Annotated in this window: 19 protein-coding genes; 2 read left to right on the top strand and 17 right to left on the bottom strand. The window is 70.7% G+C overall.

Translation table 11 applies throughout. The features are described 5' to 3' along the window. Window position 1 precedes the first annotated feature (1 nt). The 8 genes from EDF51_RS06405 to EDF51_RS06370 all read right to left on the bottom strand — a co-directional run bounded on the left by EDF51_RS06405 (window position 2) and on the right by EDF51_RS06370 (window position 6,269). On the bottom strand, window positions 2–805 hold the full coding sequence (locus EDF51_RS06405) for a ScpA family protein (protein WP_111084610.1): 804 nt from the start codon (window positions 803–805) through the stop codon (window positions 2–4). Continuing rightward, window positions 789–1,664, bottom strand: a complete 876-nt coding sequence (locus tag EDF51_RS06400) for a ParA family protein (protein WP_111084609.1) — start codon at window positions 1,662–1,664, stop codon at window positions 789–791. The genes EDF51_RS06405 and EDF51_RS06400 overlap by 17 nt, the downstream gene beginning before the upstream one ends. 124 nt (window positions 1,665–1,788) lie before the next feature. Next, a complete protein-coding gene (locus EDF51_RS06395; protein WP_123293900.1) occupies window positions 1,789–2,616 on the bottom strand; it encodes an SseB family protein in 828 nt (275 codons plus the stop codon). Between the two features lie 4 nt (window positions 2,617–2,620). Then, entirely contained in the window at window positions 2,621–3,367 is a 747-nt protein-coding gene (gene priA, locus EDF51_RS06390; RefSeq protein WP_111084607.1) for a bifunctional 1-(5-phosphoribosyl)-5-((5-phosphoribosylamino)methylideneamino)imidazole-4-carboxamide isomerase/phosphoribosylanthranilate isomerase PriA, read from the bottom strand. A 111-nt stretch (window positions 3,368–3,478) separates the two neighbouring features. Next, window positions 3,479–4,108: an imidazole glycerol phosphate synthase subunit HisH gene (gene hisH / locus EDF51_RS06385; protein ID WP_134194309.1), complete on the bottom strand. Its 630-nt coding sequence runs from the start codon at window positions 4,106–4,108 to the stop codon at window positions 3,479–3,481. Between the two features lie 2 nt (window positions 4,109–4,110). Beyond that, window positions 4,111–4,713 carry an imidazoleglycerol-phosphate dehydratase HisB gene (hisB, locus tag EDF51_RS06380; RefSeq protein ID WP_111084605.1) on the bottom strand — a complete coding sequence of 201 codons (603 nt, stop codon included), beginning with the start codon at window positions 4,711–4,713 and terminating at the stop codon, window positions 4,111–4,113. After that, entirely contained in the window at window positions 4,710–5,816 is a 1,107-nt protein-coding gene (locus tag EDF51_RS06375; protein ID WP_134194216.1) for a histidinol-phosphate transaminase, read from the bottom strand. Before EDF51_RS06375 ends, hisB begins: the two co-directional genes overlap by 4 nt. A gap of 75 nt (window positions 5,817–5,891) precedes the next feature. Beyond that, the gene (locus EDF51_RS06370) at window positions 5,892–6,269 is read right to left on the bottom strand and encodes a LysM peptidoglycan-binding domain-containing protein (protein ID WP_111084603.1); all 378 of its coding nucleotides are present in this window, start codon (window positions 6,267–6,269) and stop codon (window positions 5,892–5,894) included. Between the two features lie 235 nt (window positions 6,270–6,504). Here EDF51_RS06370 and lexA point away from each other — a divergent pair, with 235 nt between their 5' ends. Beyond that, window positions 6,505–7,149: a transcriptional repressor LexA gene (gene lexA, locus EDF51_RS06365; protein WP_123293903.1), complete on the top strand. Its 645-nt coding sequence runs from the start codon at window positions 6,505–6,507 to the stop codon at window positions 7,147–7,149. 164 nt (window positions 7,150–7,313) lie between these two features. Here lexA and hflX read toward each other — a convergent pair whose 3' ends face one another. Then, entirely contained in the window at window positions 7,314–8,852 is a 1,539-nt protein-coding gene (hflX, locus tag EDF51_RS06360) for a GTPase HflX (protein WP_111084601.1), read from the bottom strand. A 61-nt stretch (window positions 8,853–8,913) separates the two neighbouring features. Between hflX and EDF51_RS06355 the strand changes: the two genes are divergently transcribed. Beyond that, a complete protein-coding gene (locus EDF51_RS06355; RefSeq protein ID WP_123938802.1) occupies window positions 8,914–9,525 on the top strand; it encodes a methyltransferase in 612 nt (203 codons plus the stop codon). A 190-nt stretch (window positions 9,526–9,715) separates the two neighbouring features. Here the strand turns inward: EDF51_RS06355 and dapF are convergent, their stop codons facing one another. The 8 genes from dapF to EDF51_RS06315 form a co-directional block, all read right to left on the bottom strand. Continuing rightward, window positions 9,716–10,606 (bottom strand): diaminopimelate epimerase, encoded by an 891-nt coding sequence (gene dapF / locus EDF51_RS06350; RefSeq protein WP_111084599.1) that lies wholly within the window; start codon window positions 10,604–10,606, stop codon window positions 9,716–9,718. Then, window positions 10,603–11,514, bottom strand: a complete 912-nt coding sequence (gene miaA, locus EDF51_RS06345) for a tRNA (adenosine(37)-N6)-dimethylallyltransferase MiaA (RefSeq protein WP_134194307.1) — start codon at window positions 11,512–11,514, stop codon at window positions 10,603–10,605. Before miaA ends, dapF begins: the two co-directional genes overlap by 4 nt. A gap of 70 nt (window positions 11,515–11,584) precedes the next feature. Further along, entirely contained in the window at window positions 11,585–13,078 is a 1,494-nt protein-coding gene (miaB, locus tag EDF51_RS06340; protein WP_123341028.1) for a tRNA (N6-isopentenyl adenosine(37)-C2)-methylthiotransferase MiaB, read from the bottom strand. A 26-nt stretch (window positions 13,079–13,104) separates the two neighbouring features. Further along, a complete protein-coding gene (locus EDF51_RS06335) occupies window positions 13,105–13,971 on the bottom strand; it encodes a regulatory protein RecX (RefSeq protein WP_134194214.1) in 867 nt (288 codons plus the stop codon). Beyond that, window positions 13,968–15,029: a recombinase RecA gene (gene recA / locus EDF51_RS06330; protein ID WP_111084595.1), complete on the bottom strand. Its 1,062-nt coding sequence runs from the start codon at window positions 15,027–15,029 to the stop codon at window positions 13,968–13,970. Before recA ends, EDF51_RS06335 begins: the two co-directional genes overlap by 4 nt. A 282-nt stretch (window positions 15,030–15,311) precedes the next feature. Next, window positions 15,312–15,536, bottom strand: a complete 225-nt coding sequence (locus EDF51_RS06325) for a DUF3046 domain-containing protein (RefSeq protein WP_111084594.1) — start codon at window positions 15,534–15,536, stop codon at window positions 15,312–15,314. Window positions 15,537–15,629: 93 nt separating this feature from the next. Beyond that, window positions 15,630–15,938, bottom strand: a complete 309-nt coding sequence (locus EDF51_RS06320) for a helix-turn-helix transcriptional regulator (RefSeq protein ID WP_027464765.1) — start codon at window positions 15,936–15,938, stop codon at window positions 15,630–15,632. A gap of 154 nt (window positions 15,939–16,092) precedes the next feature. Further along, window positions 16,093–16,575, bottom strand: a complete 483-nt coding sequence (locus tag EDF51_RS06315; RefSeq protein ID WP_134194304.1) for a CinA family protein — start codon at window positions 16,573–16,575, stop codon at window positions 16,093–16,095. Window positions 16,576–16,616 lie beyond the last annotated feature (41 nt).

The following is a 16,616-nucleotide window of genomic DNA, read 5'->3' as shown; positions in this document are numbered from 1 at the left end:
GTCATCCGTCATAGTCGGCTCCCAGGTTGGCGAGGCTCTCGTCGGACCAGTCCTCGGCGGTCCATCGGAGCGTGAGTTCCCCGAGCGGCTCGAGTTGTTCGAACGAGATCGATGCGTTCCGGTACAGCTCCAGGATCGCGAGGAAGCGAGCCACCACGATACCCGTCTGGTCGACGCCCGCGACCAGTTCGCGGAACGAGACCCCCTCGCCGTCGCGTGTCCGCAGGATCGAGACGACGATCGCGGCCTGTTCGCGGATGCTGATGAGCGGCGCGTGCAGGTGGTCGAGTCCGACCGTCGGGATCTCCCGCGGGGCGAACGCCAGCGCGGCCAGTGCGGCGAAGTCCTGCACCGAGAGCGTCCACACGAGCTCGGGCGTGCGGGCGCGGAACCGTTCCTCGAGCCGGACGCTCCGGACGTGCCGACGCGACTCCACACCCCAGCGTTCGCCGAACCAGTCGGCGGCCTGCTTGAACGCCCGGTACTGCAGCAGCCGTGCGAACAGCAGGTCGCGGGCCTCGAGCAGGGCGACGTCCTCGGCGTCGACGAGCTCACCCTGCGGCAGCAGCCCGACGATCTTCAGGTCGAGCAGGGTGGCGGCGACGACGAGGAACTCGCTCGCCTCGTCGAGTTCGTCCGCCGACTCGGCCTGACGCACGTACTGGATGAACTCCCCCGTGACCGCGCCGAGCGAGACCTCGGTGATGTCGAGCTCGTGCTTCGTGATGAGCGACAGCAGGAGGTCGAACGGGCCGTCGAAGTTGGTGAGTCGGACCCGGAACCCCGACTCAGGCGACGGCGCCACGCTGGACGAGCTCTCGTGCGAGCTGCCGGTAGGCGTGGGCGGCGGCGTGGTCCGGCGCCGTCTGGGTGATCGGCCGCGCGGAGACCGTGGCGTCCGGGAACTTCACGGTGCGCCCGATGACGGTGTCGAGGACCCGGTCGTCGAAGGTGTCGACGACACGCTCCATGACCTCGCGCGAGTGCAGGGTGCGCGAGTCGTACATGGTGGGCAGGATGCCGTCGAGCGTCAGCGCCGGGTTGAGGCGGTCGCGCACCTTGTCGATCGTCTCGATGAGCAGGGCGACACCGCGCAGGGCGAAGAACTCGCACTCGAGCGGGATCAGCACGCCGTGCGCCGCGGTCAGGGCGTTGACGGTGAGCAGGCCGAGCGACGGCTGGCAGTCGACCAGGATCACGTCGTAGTCGTTCGCGACCTTGCGCAGCACGCTCGCCAGGATCTGCTCGCGGGCGACCTCGTTGACCAGGTGCACCTCGGCCGCGGACAGGTCGATGTTCGCCGGGATCACGTCGAGCCCCGGGGTGTTCGTCGGCTGGATGACCTGGATCGGGTCCTTCACGGCGCCCATCAGCAGGTCGTAGACGGTGTGGATGTCGTGCGTGCGGACACCGAGGCCCGCGGAGAGCGCACCCTGCGGGTCGAAGTCGACGGCCAGGACCTTGCGGCCGTACTCCGCCAGGGCTGCACCGAGGTTGATCGCCGTGGTGGTCTTGCCGACGCCGCCCTTCTGGTTGCAGAGGGCGATGATGCGCGCAGGGCCGGTGCTGTCGAGTTCCTCGGGCACGGGGAACTCCCGGACAGGACGACCCGTCGGACCGATGGAGGTCGCGCCGGTGGGGTTGGTCGTCGGGTTCGTGCTCACCCGGCCATCGTACCGGCGACGTCGGCCGGCCCGGGGCCGCACCGCCGCGCGCGGCCGGGTCTGCGTTGCTCGTGGCCGGGTCGGCGTTGCTCGTGGCCGGGTGCTTGGCCGACGCGGTCGCCGCTCAGGCTGCCCGCAGGGCCACGCGCATGCTGTCGACGCGTTCGGCGATGACGGCGTCCGTCGACCACCGCTGCTGCAGCCGACCGACGAGCTCGCCGACCTGCTCGCGGTCGAGCCCGGGGTGCAACGCCAGTCCGACGGTCAGCTCCGGGCCGGCGAAGCGTCCGACCGGGTCCCCGGGGGTCAGTTCGACACGGGCGACGCTGCGCTCCCCCACGACCGAGTCGGCGAACGCCTGGGCGACCTCGGGGTCCTCGAAGCACGGGGTCCACGGCAGGTCCTGACCGAGCGCCCACACCGCGGGACGGCGCAGCACGAACTCGGTCGCCGACTTCGGGTCGAGCACGACGAGCTGCGTCTCCTCGCTCGCCGCGGCCATCGCCACCCGGCGTGACTCCACGGGCACGGGCCGGGCATCGGCGTCCCAGGCGTGCATCGCGTCGACCGAGGTGAACGCTGGCATCACGCTCCGCCCGTCCGGGCCGGCGACCGTCACGATCGAGAGCTCCTGGGTCTTGTCCACGAGCTTGCCGGCGTCGGTCTCGCCGAGGTCGCCGGCCTCGGCGATGAGCGGGATGAGCAGACGGGCGGTGCGCAGTGCATGGACGACCGCCGCCTGCGATGCACCGGCGGCCACGCCCGCGATCGCCGCGGTCAGCGCCGGGTCGGCCAGCCCGTCGTCGTCGGCGAACGCGGTGTCGTGGTGGTCGAACGTGCGGCCTTCCCACGTGAAGCCGGCCGAGTCCGCCGCGCCACCCGGGGTGTGTGCGTCGTCGGGACCGGTTGCCGCGTCCGGACCGGTTCCGCGCCCGTTCGAGATCCCCGCCACGCCGCTACTCCGAGGCGATGTCGAGTGCGGCCGGCAGCGTGAACGCCCCGGAGTACAGCGCCTTGCCGATGATCGCGCCCTCGAGCCCGAACGGCACGAGCTCGCGCAGTGCCCGCAGGTCGTCGAGCGTCGAGATCCCGCCAGAGGCCACGACGGGCTGGTCGGTCCGGTCGCACACCTGGCGCAGCAGCTCGACGTTCGGGCCCTGCAGCGTGCCGTCCTTCGTGACGTCGGTGACGACATACCGGGCGCACCCCGCGGCCTCGAGCCGGTCGAGGACCTCCCACAGGTCGCCGGCGTCCTCGGTCCAGCCACGGCTGGCGAGGGTCGTGCCACGAACGTCGAGCCCGACGGCGATCTGCTCGCCGTACTCGCCGATCACCCGAGCGGCCCAGTCCGGGTTCTCGAGCGCCGCCGTGCCGAGGTTGACCCGGGCAGCGCCGGTGGCCAGCGCGGCTTCGAGCGAGGCGTCGTCGCGGATGCCGCCCGACAGCTCGACCGAGACGCCGTCGACCTCGCGGATCGCGTGCGCGATGACCTTGCGGTTGTCGCCCCGACCGAACGCTGCGTCGAGGTCCACCAGGTGGATCCACTCCGCGCCCTGGTCCCGCCAGGTGCGCGCGGCGGCGACGGGGTCGCCGTAGCCGGTCTCGCTCCCCGCCTCGCCCTGTGTCAGCCGGACGGCCTGGCCGTCGACGACGTCGACGGCAGGCAGCAGGACGAGGGGCGAGGTGTCGGTGAGGTCGGTCATGGTCCTGTCGGTTTCGTCACGGTGGTGAAGGTGCGGTGGTGAAGGTGTGGGGTTCGGCCTGGAGGCCCGTGGCGCGTCCGGCGGCGCCGTCGCGCCCGTTGCGGGCCGGGTTCAGAGCGAGCGCACCCAGTTGGTCAGCAGGCGGATGCCCGGCTCGCCGGACTTCTCGGGGTGGAACTGGGTCGCGGTGAGCGGCCCGTTCTCGACCGCGGCGATGAACCGCTGCCCGTGTTCGGCCCACGTCAGGCCGGGAGCACGGAACGGGCCGTAGGCGTCGAGGGGGAAGTCGGTCACGCCGTACGAGTGCACGAAGTAGAACCGCTCGTCGTGCAGCCCGTCGAACAGCACGGAGTCCTCTGGTGCCTGGACGGTGTTCCAGCCCATGTGCGGCAGGACCTCGGCCTGGAGCTGCTCGACGGTGCCGGGCCACTGCCCGAGCCCCTCGACGTCGGCTCCGCGTTCGATGCCGCGGGAGAACAGCACCTGCATGCCGACGCAGATGCCGAGCACCGGACGGCCGCCGGCCAGACGGTGGTCGACGATCTCGCCGCCCTGGACGCCCTCGAGCTGGTCGATGACCGCGGCGAACGCCCCGACCCCGGGTACGAGCAGGCCGTCCGCACGGAGCGCCGCCTGCTTGTCGGCGGTCAGCGTGACCTCGGCTCCGGCCCGCTCGAGTGCCTTGGCCGCGGAGTGGACGTTGCCCGACCCGTAGTCGAGGACGACGACGTTCGGCTTCACGGTCACAGTGCGCCCTTGGTGGAGGGGATGCCGTCGACGCGCGGGTCGAGCTCGACCGCCTTGCGCATCGCACGCGCGAACGCCTTGAACTCGGCTTCCGCGATGTGGTGCGGGTCGCGGCCACCGAGCACACGGACGTGCACGGTGATGCCCGCGTTGAACGTGATCGCCTCGAACACGTGGCGGATCATCGACCCGGTGAAGTGACCGCCGATGCGGTGGAACTCGAACCCCTCGGGCTCACCCGAGTGCACGAGGAACGGACGCCCGGAGACGTCGACGACCGCCTGGGCCAGCGCTTCGTCGAGGGGCACGAGGGCGTCGCCGTACCGACCGATGCCGGACCGGTCGCCGAGGGCCTGCTTGAGGGCCTGCCCGAGCACGATGCCGGTGTCCTCGACCGTGTGGTGCACGTCGATGTCGGTGTCACCGGTCGACCGCACGCGCAGGTCGATGAGCGAGTGCTTGCTGAACGCGGTCAGCATGTGGTCGAAGAACGGCACGCTCGTCGAGATGTCGGACGAGCCGGTGCCGTCGAGGTCGAGCTCGAGTTCGACGCTCGATTCGCTCGTGCTGCGGCTGATCGAGGCGGTGCGCGCGGTCATGCCCCAACCCTAACCGGCGGCTGCTCGGCGGCGACCTGCCGCATGGCGTCGAGGAACGCGGTGGTCTCCTCTTCCGTGCCGGCACTCACCCGCAGGTGGTTCGGGATGCCGAGGTCGCGCAAGATGACGTCCCGCTCGAGCAGCGACTCGAACGCAGCGTGCGGGTCGGCGACCCCACCGAACAGGACGAAGTTCGACCAGGTCTCGTACGTGCGGTAGCCCATGGCCTGCAGCTCGGCCACCATCCGGTCGCGCTGCTGCTTGATGTCGTCGACCATCGCGAGCATCTCGGGCGCGTGGCGCAGTGCGGCGACGGCGGCCGCCTGCGTCAGGACGGACAGGTGGTACGGCAGCCGGACGAGGCGGACGGCGTCGATCACGGCGGGATGTGCCGCCATGTAGCCGACCCGTGCGCCGGCGAACGCGAACGCCTTGCTCATGGTCCGGGAGACCACGAGCCGCTCCCGCCCGGGCAGCAGCGTCAGGGCGCTCGGCACGTCGGCCGGCATGAACTCGGCGTAGGCCTCGTCCACCATCACGATGCCGTCGGTCGCGGCGTACGCGGCCTCGATCGTTTCGATCGTCAGCGGTGTGCCCGTGGGGTTGTTCGGCCCGCACAGGAACACGATGTCCGGCCGGTGCTGCTCGATCGCCGCCACGACGGTCTCGGGTGAGATGCGGAACTCGTCGTCGCGCTCCGCCGGGATCCAGGTCGTGCCGGTTCCGGACGCCAGGATCGAGTGCATCGAGTAGGTGGGCGGGAACCCGAGGACGGAACGCCCCGGGCCGCCGAAGGCCTGCAACAGCTGCTGGAGGACCTCGTTCGAGCCGTTCGCCGCCCACAGCTGTTCTGCCGTGAGGCCGTGCCCGAGGTACCCGGCCAGCGACTCGCGGAGCTCCGTGAACTCGCGGTCCGGGTAGCGGTTCACCGTCGCGAGCGCCTGACGGATCGAGGCGACGATGTCGTCAGCCACGTCGTCCGGCACGGGATGCGTGTTCTCGTTGACGTTCAGCTGGACGCGGACGTGCTTCTGCGGAGCGCCGTAGGGGCTCTGACCGCGGAGGTCGTCTCGGATCGGGAGGTCTTCGAGCGTGAATGCCACCGATCCATCGTAGGCCGCTGTGGCCACCGGACGACCAGCCGTCCGGACGGGACTGCCCACGACCACGTCTGGCGACTACTGGCCGGAGGTGTACTTCGTCGGGATGGCGATCTGCTCGCCGGCCTGCAGCCCGGAGCCGTCGAGGGCGTTGAGGCTGATGACGTCCTGCACGAAGTCGCGCGGGTCGGCGTTCGGCGCGGTGTCCTCGGCCAGCTGCCAGAGCGTCTCGCCCGGCTGGATCGTGACGGTGTCGAACTGCGTCCGGGCGCCACCAGCCGCGGCATCACCGGCGGACGCCTGGCCGCCGTTCAGGACGAAGAAGGCGACGACGATGAGGAGGGGGAGCGCGGCGAGCGTCGTGAAGACGATGCGGCCGCGGCGCGTCAGGCGCAGGCGGACGCGCACGGCGGGGGCCGCGGTGCGCTGGATGTCAGCGATGGCGATGGTGCTCATGTCGTTCTTGCCTTCCCGTTCGGGTGAACCGAAGTCGTGTACCGAACATAGTTTCGAATCTGACGACGCACAAGTCCTGGGAGAGGATTTCTGCGGGGTTTTCTTGCGACACGCTCGAACAGGTGTTTGTCCGGGGTTGACCGGTCGGATACTGTTTCGATCGACTGGGACAAGTCAAACGGGGACCACCGACATTCCCGCCACGGCCGCTCAGCACCGACGAAAGCGAGACGACGTGGTGGACGAACTGCGGGGCCAGAAGCCGCTGACCGCGAAGCAGCAGACGATCCTCGACGCCATCCGCGCGTCCATCGCCTCGCGGGGCTACCCGCCGAGCATGCGCGAGATCGGCGACGCAGCCGGGCTCTCCTCGCTGTCGAGCGTGTCCCACCAGCTCGGCCAGCTCGAGCTCGGCGGCTGGATCCGCCGCGACCCGAACCGTCCCCGTGCCCTCGAGGTCCTGGTCGACGAGCCCACGCCGGACGTCACCGGACCCGATGTCGACGCCACCACGCTCGTGCCGCTGGTCGGCCGGATCGCCGCCGGTGTCCCGATCACGGCGGAGCAGCACGTCGACGAGATCGTCCCGCTCCCCCGGCAGCTCGTCGGCTCGGGCGACCTCTTCATGCTCAAGGTCGTCGGCGAGTCGATGATCGACGCCGCGATCTGCGACGGCGACTGGGTGGTCGTCCGTGCGCAGCAGACCGCCGAGAACGGTGACATCGTCGCCGCGATGCTCGACGAAGAGGCGACCGTCAAGGTCTTCCGCCAGCGCGACGGCCACACGTGGCTGCTCCCGCGCAACACCGCGTTCGAGCCGATCCTCGGCGACGCGGCCTCGGTGCTGGGCAAGGTCGTCGCGGTCCTCCGCTCCCTCTGAAGCACGCCGGGCACTGACCGGAGCACAACCGCAATCGGCTCGAACCACGAGATCTCGTGGTTCGAGCCGATTTGGGTTGTGCGGCGCTGAACGGAACCGCGGCCGGAGCGCACCCGCACGACGGACGTGGGGCGGGCCTCCCGGCCGTCAGCCGGTACCGGGTGTCAGGACGTGACGGGGGCGACCACGTACGGATCGAGTTCCGCGACCTGGCGCTGGAAGACGCGCACGCGCAGGCGGGTGCCGTCCTCGACGTAGTCGACGGAGTCGACCGCGCCGGCGTCGTGCAGCGTGGAGACGAGGTCACCGCGGTCGTAGGGCACGACCACCGTGAGCTCGACGTCGGGCTCCGGCAGGCGCTCCTCGATGGTGCGGAGCAGCTCCGGGATGCCCTCGCCGGTCCGGGCCGACACGAAGACGGCGTCCGACGCGAGCCCGATCAGGACGAGGCGCTGTGCGTCGTCGATCAGGTCGGCCTTGTTGAACACGACGATCTCGGGGATGTCGTGCGCGCCGACGTCGCCGATGACCTCGCGCACCGTCGCGAGCTGGGCCCCGGGGTCGGGGTGCGAGCCGTCGACCACGTGCACGATGACGTCGGCCTCGCCGACCTCCTCGAGGGTGGAGCGGAACGCCTCGACCAGCTGGTGCGGCAGGTTCCGGACGAAGCCGACCGTGTCCACGAAGGTGAACTCGCGGCCCTTGGTGCTCTCGGTCCGGCGGACCGTGGCGTCCAGCGTCGCGAACAGCTGGTTCTGCACCAGCACGCCGGCGCTCGTCAGACGGTTCAGGAGCGAGGACTTGCCCGCGTTCGTGTAGCCGGCGATCGCGACGCTCGGCACCTCGTTGCGGTGACGGTCGGCACGCTTCGCCTCGCGCGCAGGACGGAACCCGGCGATCTGGCGGCGGAGCTTCGACATGCGGGTGTGGATGCGACGTCGGTCGAGCTCGATCTTCGTCTCACCGGGACCACGCGAACCCATGCCCGCACCGCCGGAGACCTGACCACCGGCCTGCCGGGACATCGAGTCACCCCAGCCGCGCAGTCGTGGCAGCAGGTACTGGAGCTGCGCGAGCTCGACCTGGGCCTTGCCCTCTCGGGTCTTCGCGTGCTGGCTGAAGATGTCGAGGATCACGGCCGTGCGGTCGATGACCTTGACCTTCACGACGTCCTCGAGCGCGCGGCGCTGCGACGGGGCGAGCTCGGTGTCCGCGATCACCGTGTCGGCGCCGGTGGCCTTGACGACCATCGCGAGCTCTTCCGCCTTGCCCTTGCCGAGGTAGGTCGCCGGGTCGGGGTTCGGTCGACGCTGGAGGAGCCCGTCGAGGACCACCGCGCCGGCCGTCTCGGCCAGGGCGGACAGCTCCCGCAGGGAGTTCTCGGCGTCCTGGGCGTCACCGTGCGGGTACACGCCGATCAGGACGACCTGCTCGAGCCGCAGCTGGCGGTACTCGACCTCGGTGACGTCCTCGAGCTCGGTGGAGAGGCCGGCGACGCGGCGCAGGGCCGCCCGGTCCTCACGGTCGTACTGGTCGCCGTCGCCGTCCCACCCGTGCTCGTCGACCGAGCGGGTCTGGATCGCCTGGGCGGGGGCGAAGATGGACGATGCTGCGCGGCGGTCGGCGTTGCGCAACACCCGTTCGACGACACCGTCTGCGCTGTCGTCGTTGGTCTGGTCGTTCTGCTGATGGGTATCCGTCATCCTGTCCACAGGGTACCTCCGGCGGGCCTCGGACACACCGGGTTCCCGCTACGGTTCATCCATGGCGAACGACCACTACTTCTCCGCGAACCCGTCATCGGACACCCGCGAACGCCAGATCGACGTCACCCTCGCCGGCCGGTCGCTCACGCTGACCACGGCAGCAGGGGTCTTCAGCCCGGACGGCCTCGACCGCGGCACCCGTGTGCTGCTCGGTTCCGTCCCGCCGCCCGCGCACGACGGCGCGCTGCTCGACGTCGGCTGCGGCTGGGGCCCGATCGCGATCACGATGGCGCTGCACTCCCCCGACGCGGCGGTGTGGGGCGTCGACGTCAACGAACGGGTGCTCGGGTTGGCGCGGGCCAACGCCGAGGCCGCGGGTGCGTCGAACGTCACCATCGCCCTGCCCGACGACGTCCCGGACGACCTGCGGTTCCGGACGATCTGGTCGAACCCGCCGATCCGCGTCGGCAAGGACGAACTCCACGAGATCCTGCTGACGTGGCTGCCCCGGCTCGAGGTCGAGGGAGACGCCTGGCTCGTGGTGTCGAAGGACCTCGGGGGCGACTCGTTGCAGAAGTGGCTCGTCGGTGCGCTCGGGGCCGGGTTCCACGTCGCGCGGGCGTCCACCGACAAGGGGTTCCGCGTCATCCGGGTGCGCCGGACGGCGTAGGCGGGCGCGCGGCGCGCCGCGCGCCGCTGCGCGCCGCCGCGCGGCGCCGGGCGGCGCCGGGCGCGCGCTGCGCGCCCGCGCCACTTCGTGAGCAGAAATGGTCGAGTCGCCGCAGCGCACCCGACCATTTCTGCTCACGAAGCGAAGCCCGCCGCGCGGCCCCCGCCCCGCGGCCCCCGCGCGCCCTGCGTCAGACCGTCAGGTCGCCGGAGAACACCAGCTCGGCGGGACCGGACAGCGAGACGTGCTCGCCGTCCTCCGCCGCGAACATCCGGACCGTCACGACCCCGCCCGGCACCCGTACGCGCCAGGTGTCCGGCGCGCCGGAACCCACCCAGTACCGCGTCGCCAGGGCCGCTGCCACCGCACCGGTGCCGCACGACAGCGTCTCGCCGCTGCCCCGCTCGTGCACCCGCATCGTGATCTCGCCGACGCCGTCGTTGATGAGTGGGTCGCCGGGCAGCACGAACTCGACGTTGGCGCCGTGCTCGGGCGCCGGGTCGAGCACGGGCAGGAAGGTCAGGTCGAGGTCGGCGAGTTCGTCCTCGGTCGCGACGGCGACGACCACGTGCGGGTTGCCGACGTCGATGCCGATGCCGGGCCGGGCGCCGTCGAGGTTCTTGGCGCGCACCATGACGTCGTCCGAGCCGCCGTCCTCGATGCCCAGCCCCCACCGGCCGAGGTCGGCAGCGAAGCCGTTCGTGGTCCGCTGGATGTCGACCAGGCCCTTGCGGCTACCGACCGTCAGGGTCTCGCCGGGTGCGAGCTCGACCAGGCCGGACTCGGTCAGGTACCGCGCGAACACCCGGATCCCGTTGCCGCACATCTCGGCGACCGTGCCGTCGGCGTTGTGGTAGTCCATGAACCACGTCGCCGCCGGTTCGACGGCCACCAGGGCGCGTCCTTCGGGGATCGCTTCCGACCGCACCGCACGGATCACGCCGTCGCCGCCCACGCCGAAGCGTCGGTCCGCGATCGCGCGGATCCGCTCGGGGGTCAGGTCGACGGTGGCGTCGGGGTCGGCGAACAGGACGAAGTCGTTGCCGGTCCCCTGGCCCTTGGTGAAGTGCAGCTCGGTCACGGGACGATCCTACGGGCCAGTTCCGACAGGTCCCCGCGGTCGGCTCCGGTGACGTCGAGGGTGTCGGCGTCGGCGTAGCGGCGGAACCAGGACACCTGCCGTCGGGCGTACTTGCGCGTCGCGATGCCGGTCGCCTCGACCGCGGCCTCGATCGTGGAGGTCCCCCGCAGCACGTCGAGCGCCTGCGAGTACCCGATCGCGGCCCGCGCGGTCTTCCCTTGCTCGATGCCCTGCTCGCGCAGAGCCGCGACCTCGTCGACGAGTCCGGCGGCGAACATCCCCGCCGCACGCGCGTGCAGCGCCGCGACCAGCTGCTCACGATCCCGTCGCAGGTGCAGGATGCGGGACGGTCGCCAGGCGCGGGGCGCGGACGGGAGGCTCGGGGTCACGACCTCGGACCGGCTCGCGATCTCGAGTGCCCGGATCAACCGCCGTGGGTTGCGTGCATCGATCGTCGCTGCGGCCGCCGGGTCCAGGCCGCGGAGCCGCTCGAGCAGGATGCCCGGACCGAGCTCGTCGTGCTCGCGCTCGAGCTGCGCGCGGAGTTCCGGGTCGGTGCCGGGGAACGCCAGGTCGAACAGGACGGAGGACACGTAGAGCCCGCTGCCCCCGACGAGCACGGCGACGCCGCCGTCCGCCTGGATCCGGTCCACGTCGGCTCGGGCAGCCACCTGGTACGCGGCGACGCTCGCCTCGTCGGTGACGTCGAGCACGTCGAGTTGGTGGTGCGGGATGCCGTGCCGTTCGTCGAACGACAGCTTGGCGGTGCCGATGTCCATGCCCCGGTACAGCTGCATGGCGTCGGCGTTGACGATCTCGGCGTTCCGGCCGGCGGCGCGGAGGCGTTCGGCGATCGCGATCCCGAGGTCGGACTTGCCCGTCCCGGTCGCCCCGACGACGGCGATCAGATCAGCGTCGGAGGTATCGAGCCCGCGGTGCTGGGCCGGGTCGCGCTCGGGGCCGTCCCCGACGGGGGCGTCAGCGCCCGACACGGAGCGTGGGCAGTCCGAGCGACACCGGGCGCGGACCGTCGCCGGGCGCCGCCGGGGTCGGCACGCCGCAGCTCTCGGCCTCGGCACGGTCCCAGGCGTCGCCCGCCCGGGTGCGTCGGATGCGCAGTGGAGCGTCGTCGTCGGCGATCAGGAAGTGCGGGGCCGCTCGGGTGATCTCGACCGTGACGACGTCGCCGGGTCGCGGGACCGCGGAGCCCTCCGGCACGGCGAAGTGCACGAGCCGCGAGTCTTCCGCGCGTCCGGACAACCGGCGGGTGGCGTCGTCCTTCCGCCCCTCGCCCGTCGCGACGAGGACCTCGACGCTCCGGCCGACCTGCGCGGCGTTCTCTTCCGCGGTGATGCGTTCCTGCAGCGCGACGAGCCGCTCGTACCGCTCCTGCACGACGTGCTTCGGCAGCTGGTCGTCCATCGTCGCCGCCGGGGTGCCGGGGCGGATCGAGTACTGGAACGTGAAGGCGCTGGCGAACCGTGCCTGCTCGACGACACGCAAGGTGTCCGCGAAGTCCTCTTCCGTCTCGCCGGGGAACCCGACGATGATGTCGGTCGAGATCGCCGCGTTCGGGATCTTGGCGCGCACCCGGTCGAGGATGCCGAGGAACCGCTCGCTCCGGTAGCTCCGCCGCATGGCCTTGAGGACCCGGTCGGACCCGGACTGCAACGGCATGTGCAGCTGCGGCATGACGTTCGGGGTCTCGGCCATGGCGTCGATGACGTCGTCGGTGAAGGCTGCCGGGTGCGGGCTCGTGAAGCGGATGCGCTCGAGGCCGTCGATGGTGCCGGCCGCACGCAGCAGCTTGCCGAACGCCTGCCGGTCGCCGAACTCGACCCCGTACGAGTTCACGTTCTGCCCGAGCAGCGTGACCTCGATCGCACCGTCGTCGACGAGCGCCTGGATCTCGGCCAGGACGTCACCCGGGCGGCGGTCCTTCTCCTTGCCGCGGAGCGACGGGACGATGCAGAACGTGCACGTGTTGTTGCACCCGACCGAGATCGACACCCACCCGCTGTGGGTCGAGTCACGCTTGGTCGGCAGCGTCGACGGGAACACGTCGAGCGCTTCGAGGATCTCGATCTGCGCCTCGTCGTTGTGCCGCGCACGTTCGAGCAGCGTCGGCAACGAGCCCATGTTGTGCGTGCCGAAGACCACGTCCACCCACGGCGCCTTCTCGAGGATGACGTTCTTGTCCTTCTGGGCCAGGCACCCACCGACGGCGATCTGCATGCCGGGGTGGTCGCGCTTGATGCCGGCGAGCTGTCCGAGGTTGCCGTACAGACGGTTGTCCGCGTTCTCGCGCACCGCACAGGTGTTGATCACGACGACGTCGGCCTGCTCGCCGTCCGCCGCCGTGTAGCCCGCCGCCTGCAGCGACCCGCTCAGCCGCTCGGAGTCGTGCACGTTCATCTGGCACCCGTAGGTGCGGACTTCGTAGGTGCGCTGGCGCGCTGCGACGGTGGCCATGGTCGTCCCAGTGTAGGTCGGGGCGACTACTCGAAGCGCACGGTCCCGCGGCCCGTCGGAGGCCGGCGTCCGCCGCCGTCGAGGGCCCGCTGGACGGCGATCCGCACCACGCCCGAGCCGTAGCCCTTGCGCATCAGGAACCCCGACAACCGACGCTCGGCGGTCGCACGGTCGAGCCCACGCATCTGCGGCGCACGCTTGTCGGCGAGCTCCTGGGCGCGGATGAACTCGTCGTCTTCGTCGTCCGCAGCTTCGTCGAGCGCGGTGTCGATCGCGATCTGGTCGATGCCACGACGACGCAGCTCGGTGACCACGCCCTGCCGCCCCAGACCCTTGCGGGCGTGCAAGCGGTCCACCAGATCGGTGGCGAGGGCGACGTCGTCGAGCAGCCCGACGCGGGTCAGGCGTTCGATCTCGTGCTCGACCACGTCGGGGTCGAGGTCCTGCTGGGTGAGCAGTGTCCGCATCTCGGACTCGCTCACGCCCTTGCGGCCGAGCGCCCGCATGCTGAGCCGCTCGGCGTCGGCGCGTTGCTCGTCGAGGGGACGCGGAGCATCCGCAGGGTCGAGTTCTTCGCCACCGGCGATCGAGAAGACCGACGCCGTCGTGGCGTCCGCCCCTTCGTCGTCGTAGCCGTCCTGCTCGGCCCGCGCGGTCCGGCCGGAACCGTCGCCGATGACCGGCGAGACCCAGTCGGCCTGTGCACGCGGCCCGCGGATGGGCAACGGGACGGGGGTGTCCGCATCGTCTTCGAGCGCGGGCTCCGGAATGCTGGGCACCGTCTGCTCGGGTTCGGGGGCGGGCTCCGCAGCTGCCGGGGCCCGGCGACGGGACCTCGCACCGAACAGGTCGGTGACCGGTGCGAGGCCGTCGTCGTCGTGGTCGGTGCTCACGCGCCCTTGCGCTCCGCGAGCTTCGGCGCGATCGACTCGACCGGAGCCTCTTCCGCCTTGGCGCCACCGACGCCGAGCTTGGCGAGGATCTTGCCCTCGATCTCAGCCGCGGTGTCGGGGTTCTGGATCAGGAAGGAACGCGAGTTCTCCTTGCCCTGCCCGAGCTGGTCGCCGTCGTAGGTGTACCAGGCACCCGACTTCTTGACGATGCCGTGGTCGACACCGAAGTCGAGCAGCGAGCCTTCGCGCGAGATGCCGACGCCGTACAGGATGTCGAACTCGGCCTGCTTGAAGGGCGGCGCCATCTTGTTCTTGACGACCTTGACACGCGTGCGGTTGCCCACCGCGTCGGTGCCGCTCTTGAGCGTCTCGATGCGACGGATGTCGAGGCGGACGGACGCGTAGAACTTCAGTGCCTTACCGCCCGAGGTGGTCTCCGGGGAACCGAAGAACACACCGATCTTCTCGCGCAGCTGGTTGATGAAGATCATCGTGGTCTGCGTCTGGTTCAGCCCACCGGCGAGCTTGCGCAGCGCCTGGGACATGAGGCGGGCCTGCAGACCGACGTGGGAGTCACCCATCTCGCCCTCGATCTCGGCGCGCGGCACCAGTGCTGCGACCGAGTCGATCACGATGAGGTCGATCGAGCCGGAGCGGACGAGCATGTCCGCGATCTCGAGCGCCTGCTCGGCGGTGTCCGGCTGCGACACGAGCAGGGCGTCGATGTCGACACCGAGCTTCTTGGCGTACTCCGGGTCGAGCGCGTGCTCGGCGTCGATGAAGGCCGCGATGCCACCGGCGCGCTGGGCGTTGGCGATGGCGTGGATGGTGAGGGTCGTCTTACCCGAGGACTCCGGGCCGTAGATCTCGACGATGCGGCCGCGGGGCAGTCCCCCGATGCCGAGCGCGACGTCCAGCGCCACCGACCCGGTCTGGATGACGTTGACGGGTGCGCGTTCGTCCGAACCGAGGCGCATGATCGCACCCTTGCCGAACTGCCTGTCGATCTGTGCGAGTGCGGTCTCGAGGGCCTTTTCGCGGTCTGCCGGTGATGGCATGGGGTGCTCCTTCGTGCTCGTGTTCGGCCGCCTGTAGGCTGTCGCGTCCACGCCGGCCGGTGGTGCAAGGCCGATGGTTCTGCGACAAGGCTTCGGGCTGTTCCCGATGTCCATCAACCTATGGCTGGCCACCGACATCACTGCCGACAGTCACGCGATCTGTGGATGGAACACCCGGGCGACGCCGCTGTGGAGGAACGTACCACCGATCGAACACCCGTTCGAGCAACACGCCGAACACAGTTTCGGGCGATGACGGCGGCGCGACGGAGCGCGGACGCCTCAGTTCTGCGGCTCGGCCAACCCCTTGCCGTGCCGCCGGTCGAGCGGGACGTCCTGCGAGTCACAGAGGGCATCCCACACCCGACGGGCGTCGATGCCGGCGGCGAGGGCGTCCACGGCCGAGCGGCCACCGAGGTCCTCGAGCACGACGTCACGGCTGACCACGGACCCGTAGGCCTCGCCGAACACCTGGTCGACGGCACGCCAGAACTCACTCACCCGCATCCGACAAGCCTAAAGCGTCCCCGAACACACAGCGCCCCGAACGCAGAACGCCCCCGCCGGGAGGTTCCGGCGGGGGCGTTCAGTGCGAGGCGCTCAGCGCACCGCGAGGTCGTTGTCGAACTCGGCGACGAGGTCGTCCGGGAGCGTGTCGGGGACGGGAGTGAGTCCCTCGACGATCGCGAGGCGGTCGCCCACCTCGCGCATGATCGTGGAGATGGGGGTGTCCAGCGCGTCCGCGACGGACGCGAGGATCTCCGAGCTGGCCTCTTTCTGACCACGCTCGACCTCACTGAGGTACCCGAGAGCCACACTGGCCTTGGACGCGACCTGACGGAGGGTCCGGCCCTTCTGCAAGCGGAAGTCCCGAAGCACATCGCCGATTTCCTGACGAACGAGAACCATGAGAACTCCTCCTCTCTGTCGTCTCCGCGCCCGCCCGATCCGGAGGATCGAGTTCGGGTTCAGCAACTTTAGCGTTGCCGGTTGAAGCATGCTAACCAGGCTGGCTGCCGTCCTGCTGGAGATTGCGTGAGATGTAACCCAGTGGAAACGGGACCTATTCCCGGCCTCGGACCACGGACGACATCCGTGTCAGGAGTTCGGAGACGGACGCCGTGCGGATTGCACCGCGGTCCCCGTCGAGGTGGAGTTTCCAGGCAGTGGCGCCGTCCGCCGACGCGATGCCGACGTAGACGGTGCCGACCGGCTTGCCGTCCTGCGGGTCCGGCCCGGCGACACCGGTCGTGCTGATCCCCCACGTCGCCGGCTCACCGTCGACGGACAGCGCGATGCGGACACCGGCCGCCATCTGCCGCGCGACCTCGGGATCGACGGCCCCGTTGGCCGCCAGCAACGCCGACGACACCCCGAGCACGGTGTGCTTGACGGGCGTCGCGTAGGCCACGACTCCCCCGCGCACCACGGCGCTCGCCCCCGGAACACCGACGAGCGTCGACACCACCAACCCGCCGGTGAGCGACTCCGCCACGGCGACGGTCTCACCGCGACGCGTCAGGTCGGCGACCAGGTGCTGCGCGATCGCGTCGACCGTGTCGGCAGGGCCGGGAGGCACGGCGCCGG

Source organism: Curtobacterium sp. PhB25 (assembly GCF_004365375.1).
GTDB lineage: Bacteria > Actinomycetota > Actinomycetes > Actinomycetales > Microbacteriaceae > Curtobacterium.
This window is presented reverse-complemented; position numbering and strand designations above follow the sequence as displayed.

Coding starts and splice junctions, on each gene's coding strand:
- priA (WP_111084607.1), bottom strand. CDS start 3,367: ATGACCGACCTCACCGACACCTCGCCCCTCGTCCTGCTGCCTGCCGTC.
- hisB (WP_111084605.1), bottom strand. CDS start 4,713: ATGACCGCGCGCACCGCCTCGATCAGCCGCAGCACGAGCGAATCGAGC.
- EDF51_RS06370 (WP_111084603.1), bottom strand. CDS start 6,269: ATGAGCACCATCGCCATCGCTGACATCCAGCGCACCGCGGCCCCCGCC.
- hflX (WP_111084601.1), bottom strand. CDS start 8,852: ATGACGGATACCCATCAGCAGAACGACCAGACCAACGACGACAGCGCA.
- EDF51_RS06355 (WP_123938802.1), top strand. CDS start 8,914: ATGGCGAACGACCACTACTTCTCCGCGAACCCGTCATCGGACACCCGC.
- miaB (WP_123341028.1), bottom strand. CDS start 13,078: ATGGCCACCGTCGCAGCGCGCCAGCGCACCTACGAAGTCCGCACCTAC.
- recA (WP_111084595.1), bottom strand. CDS start 15,029: ATGCCATCACCGGCAGACCGCGAAAAGGCCCTCGAGACCGCACTCGCA.
- EDF51_RS06325 (WP_111084594.1), bottom strand. CDS start 15,536: ATGCGGGTGAGTGAGTTCTGGCGTGCCGTCGACCAGGTGTTCGGCGAG.
- EDF51_RS06320 (WP_027464765.1), bottom strand. CDS start 15,938: ATGGTTCTCGTTCGTCAGGAAATCGGCGATGTGCTTCGGGACTTCCGC.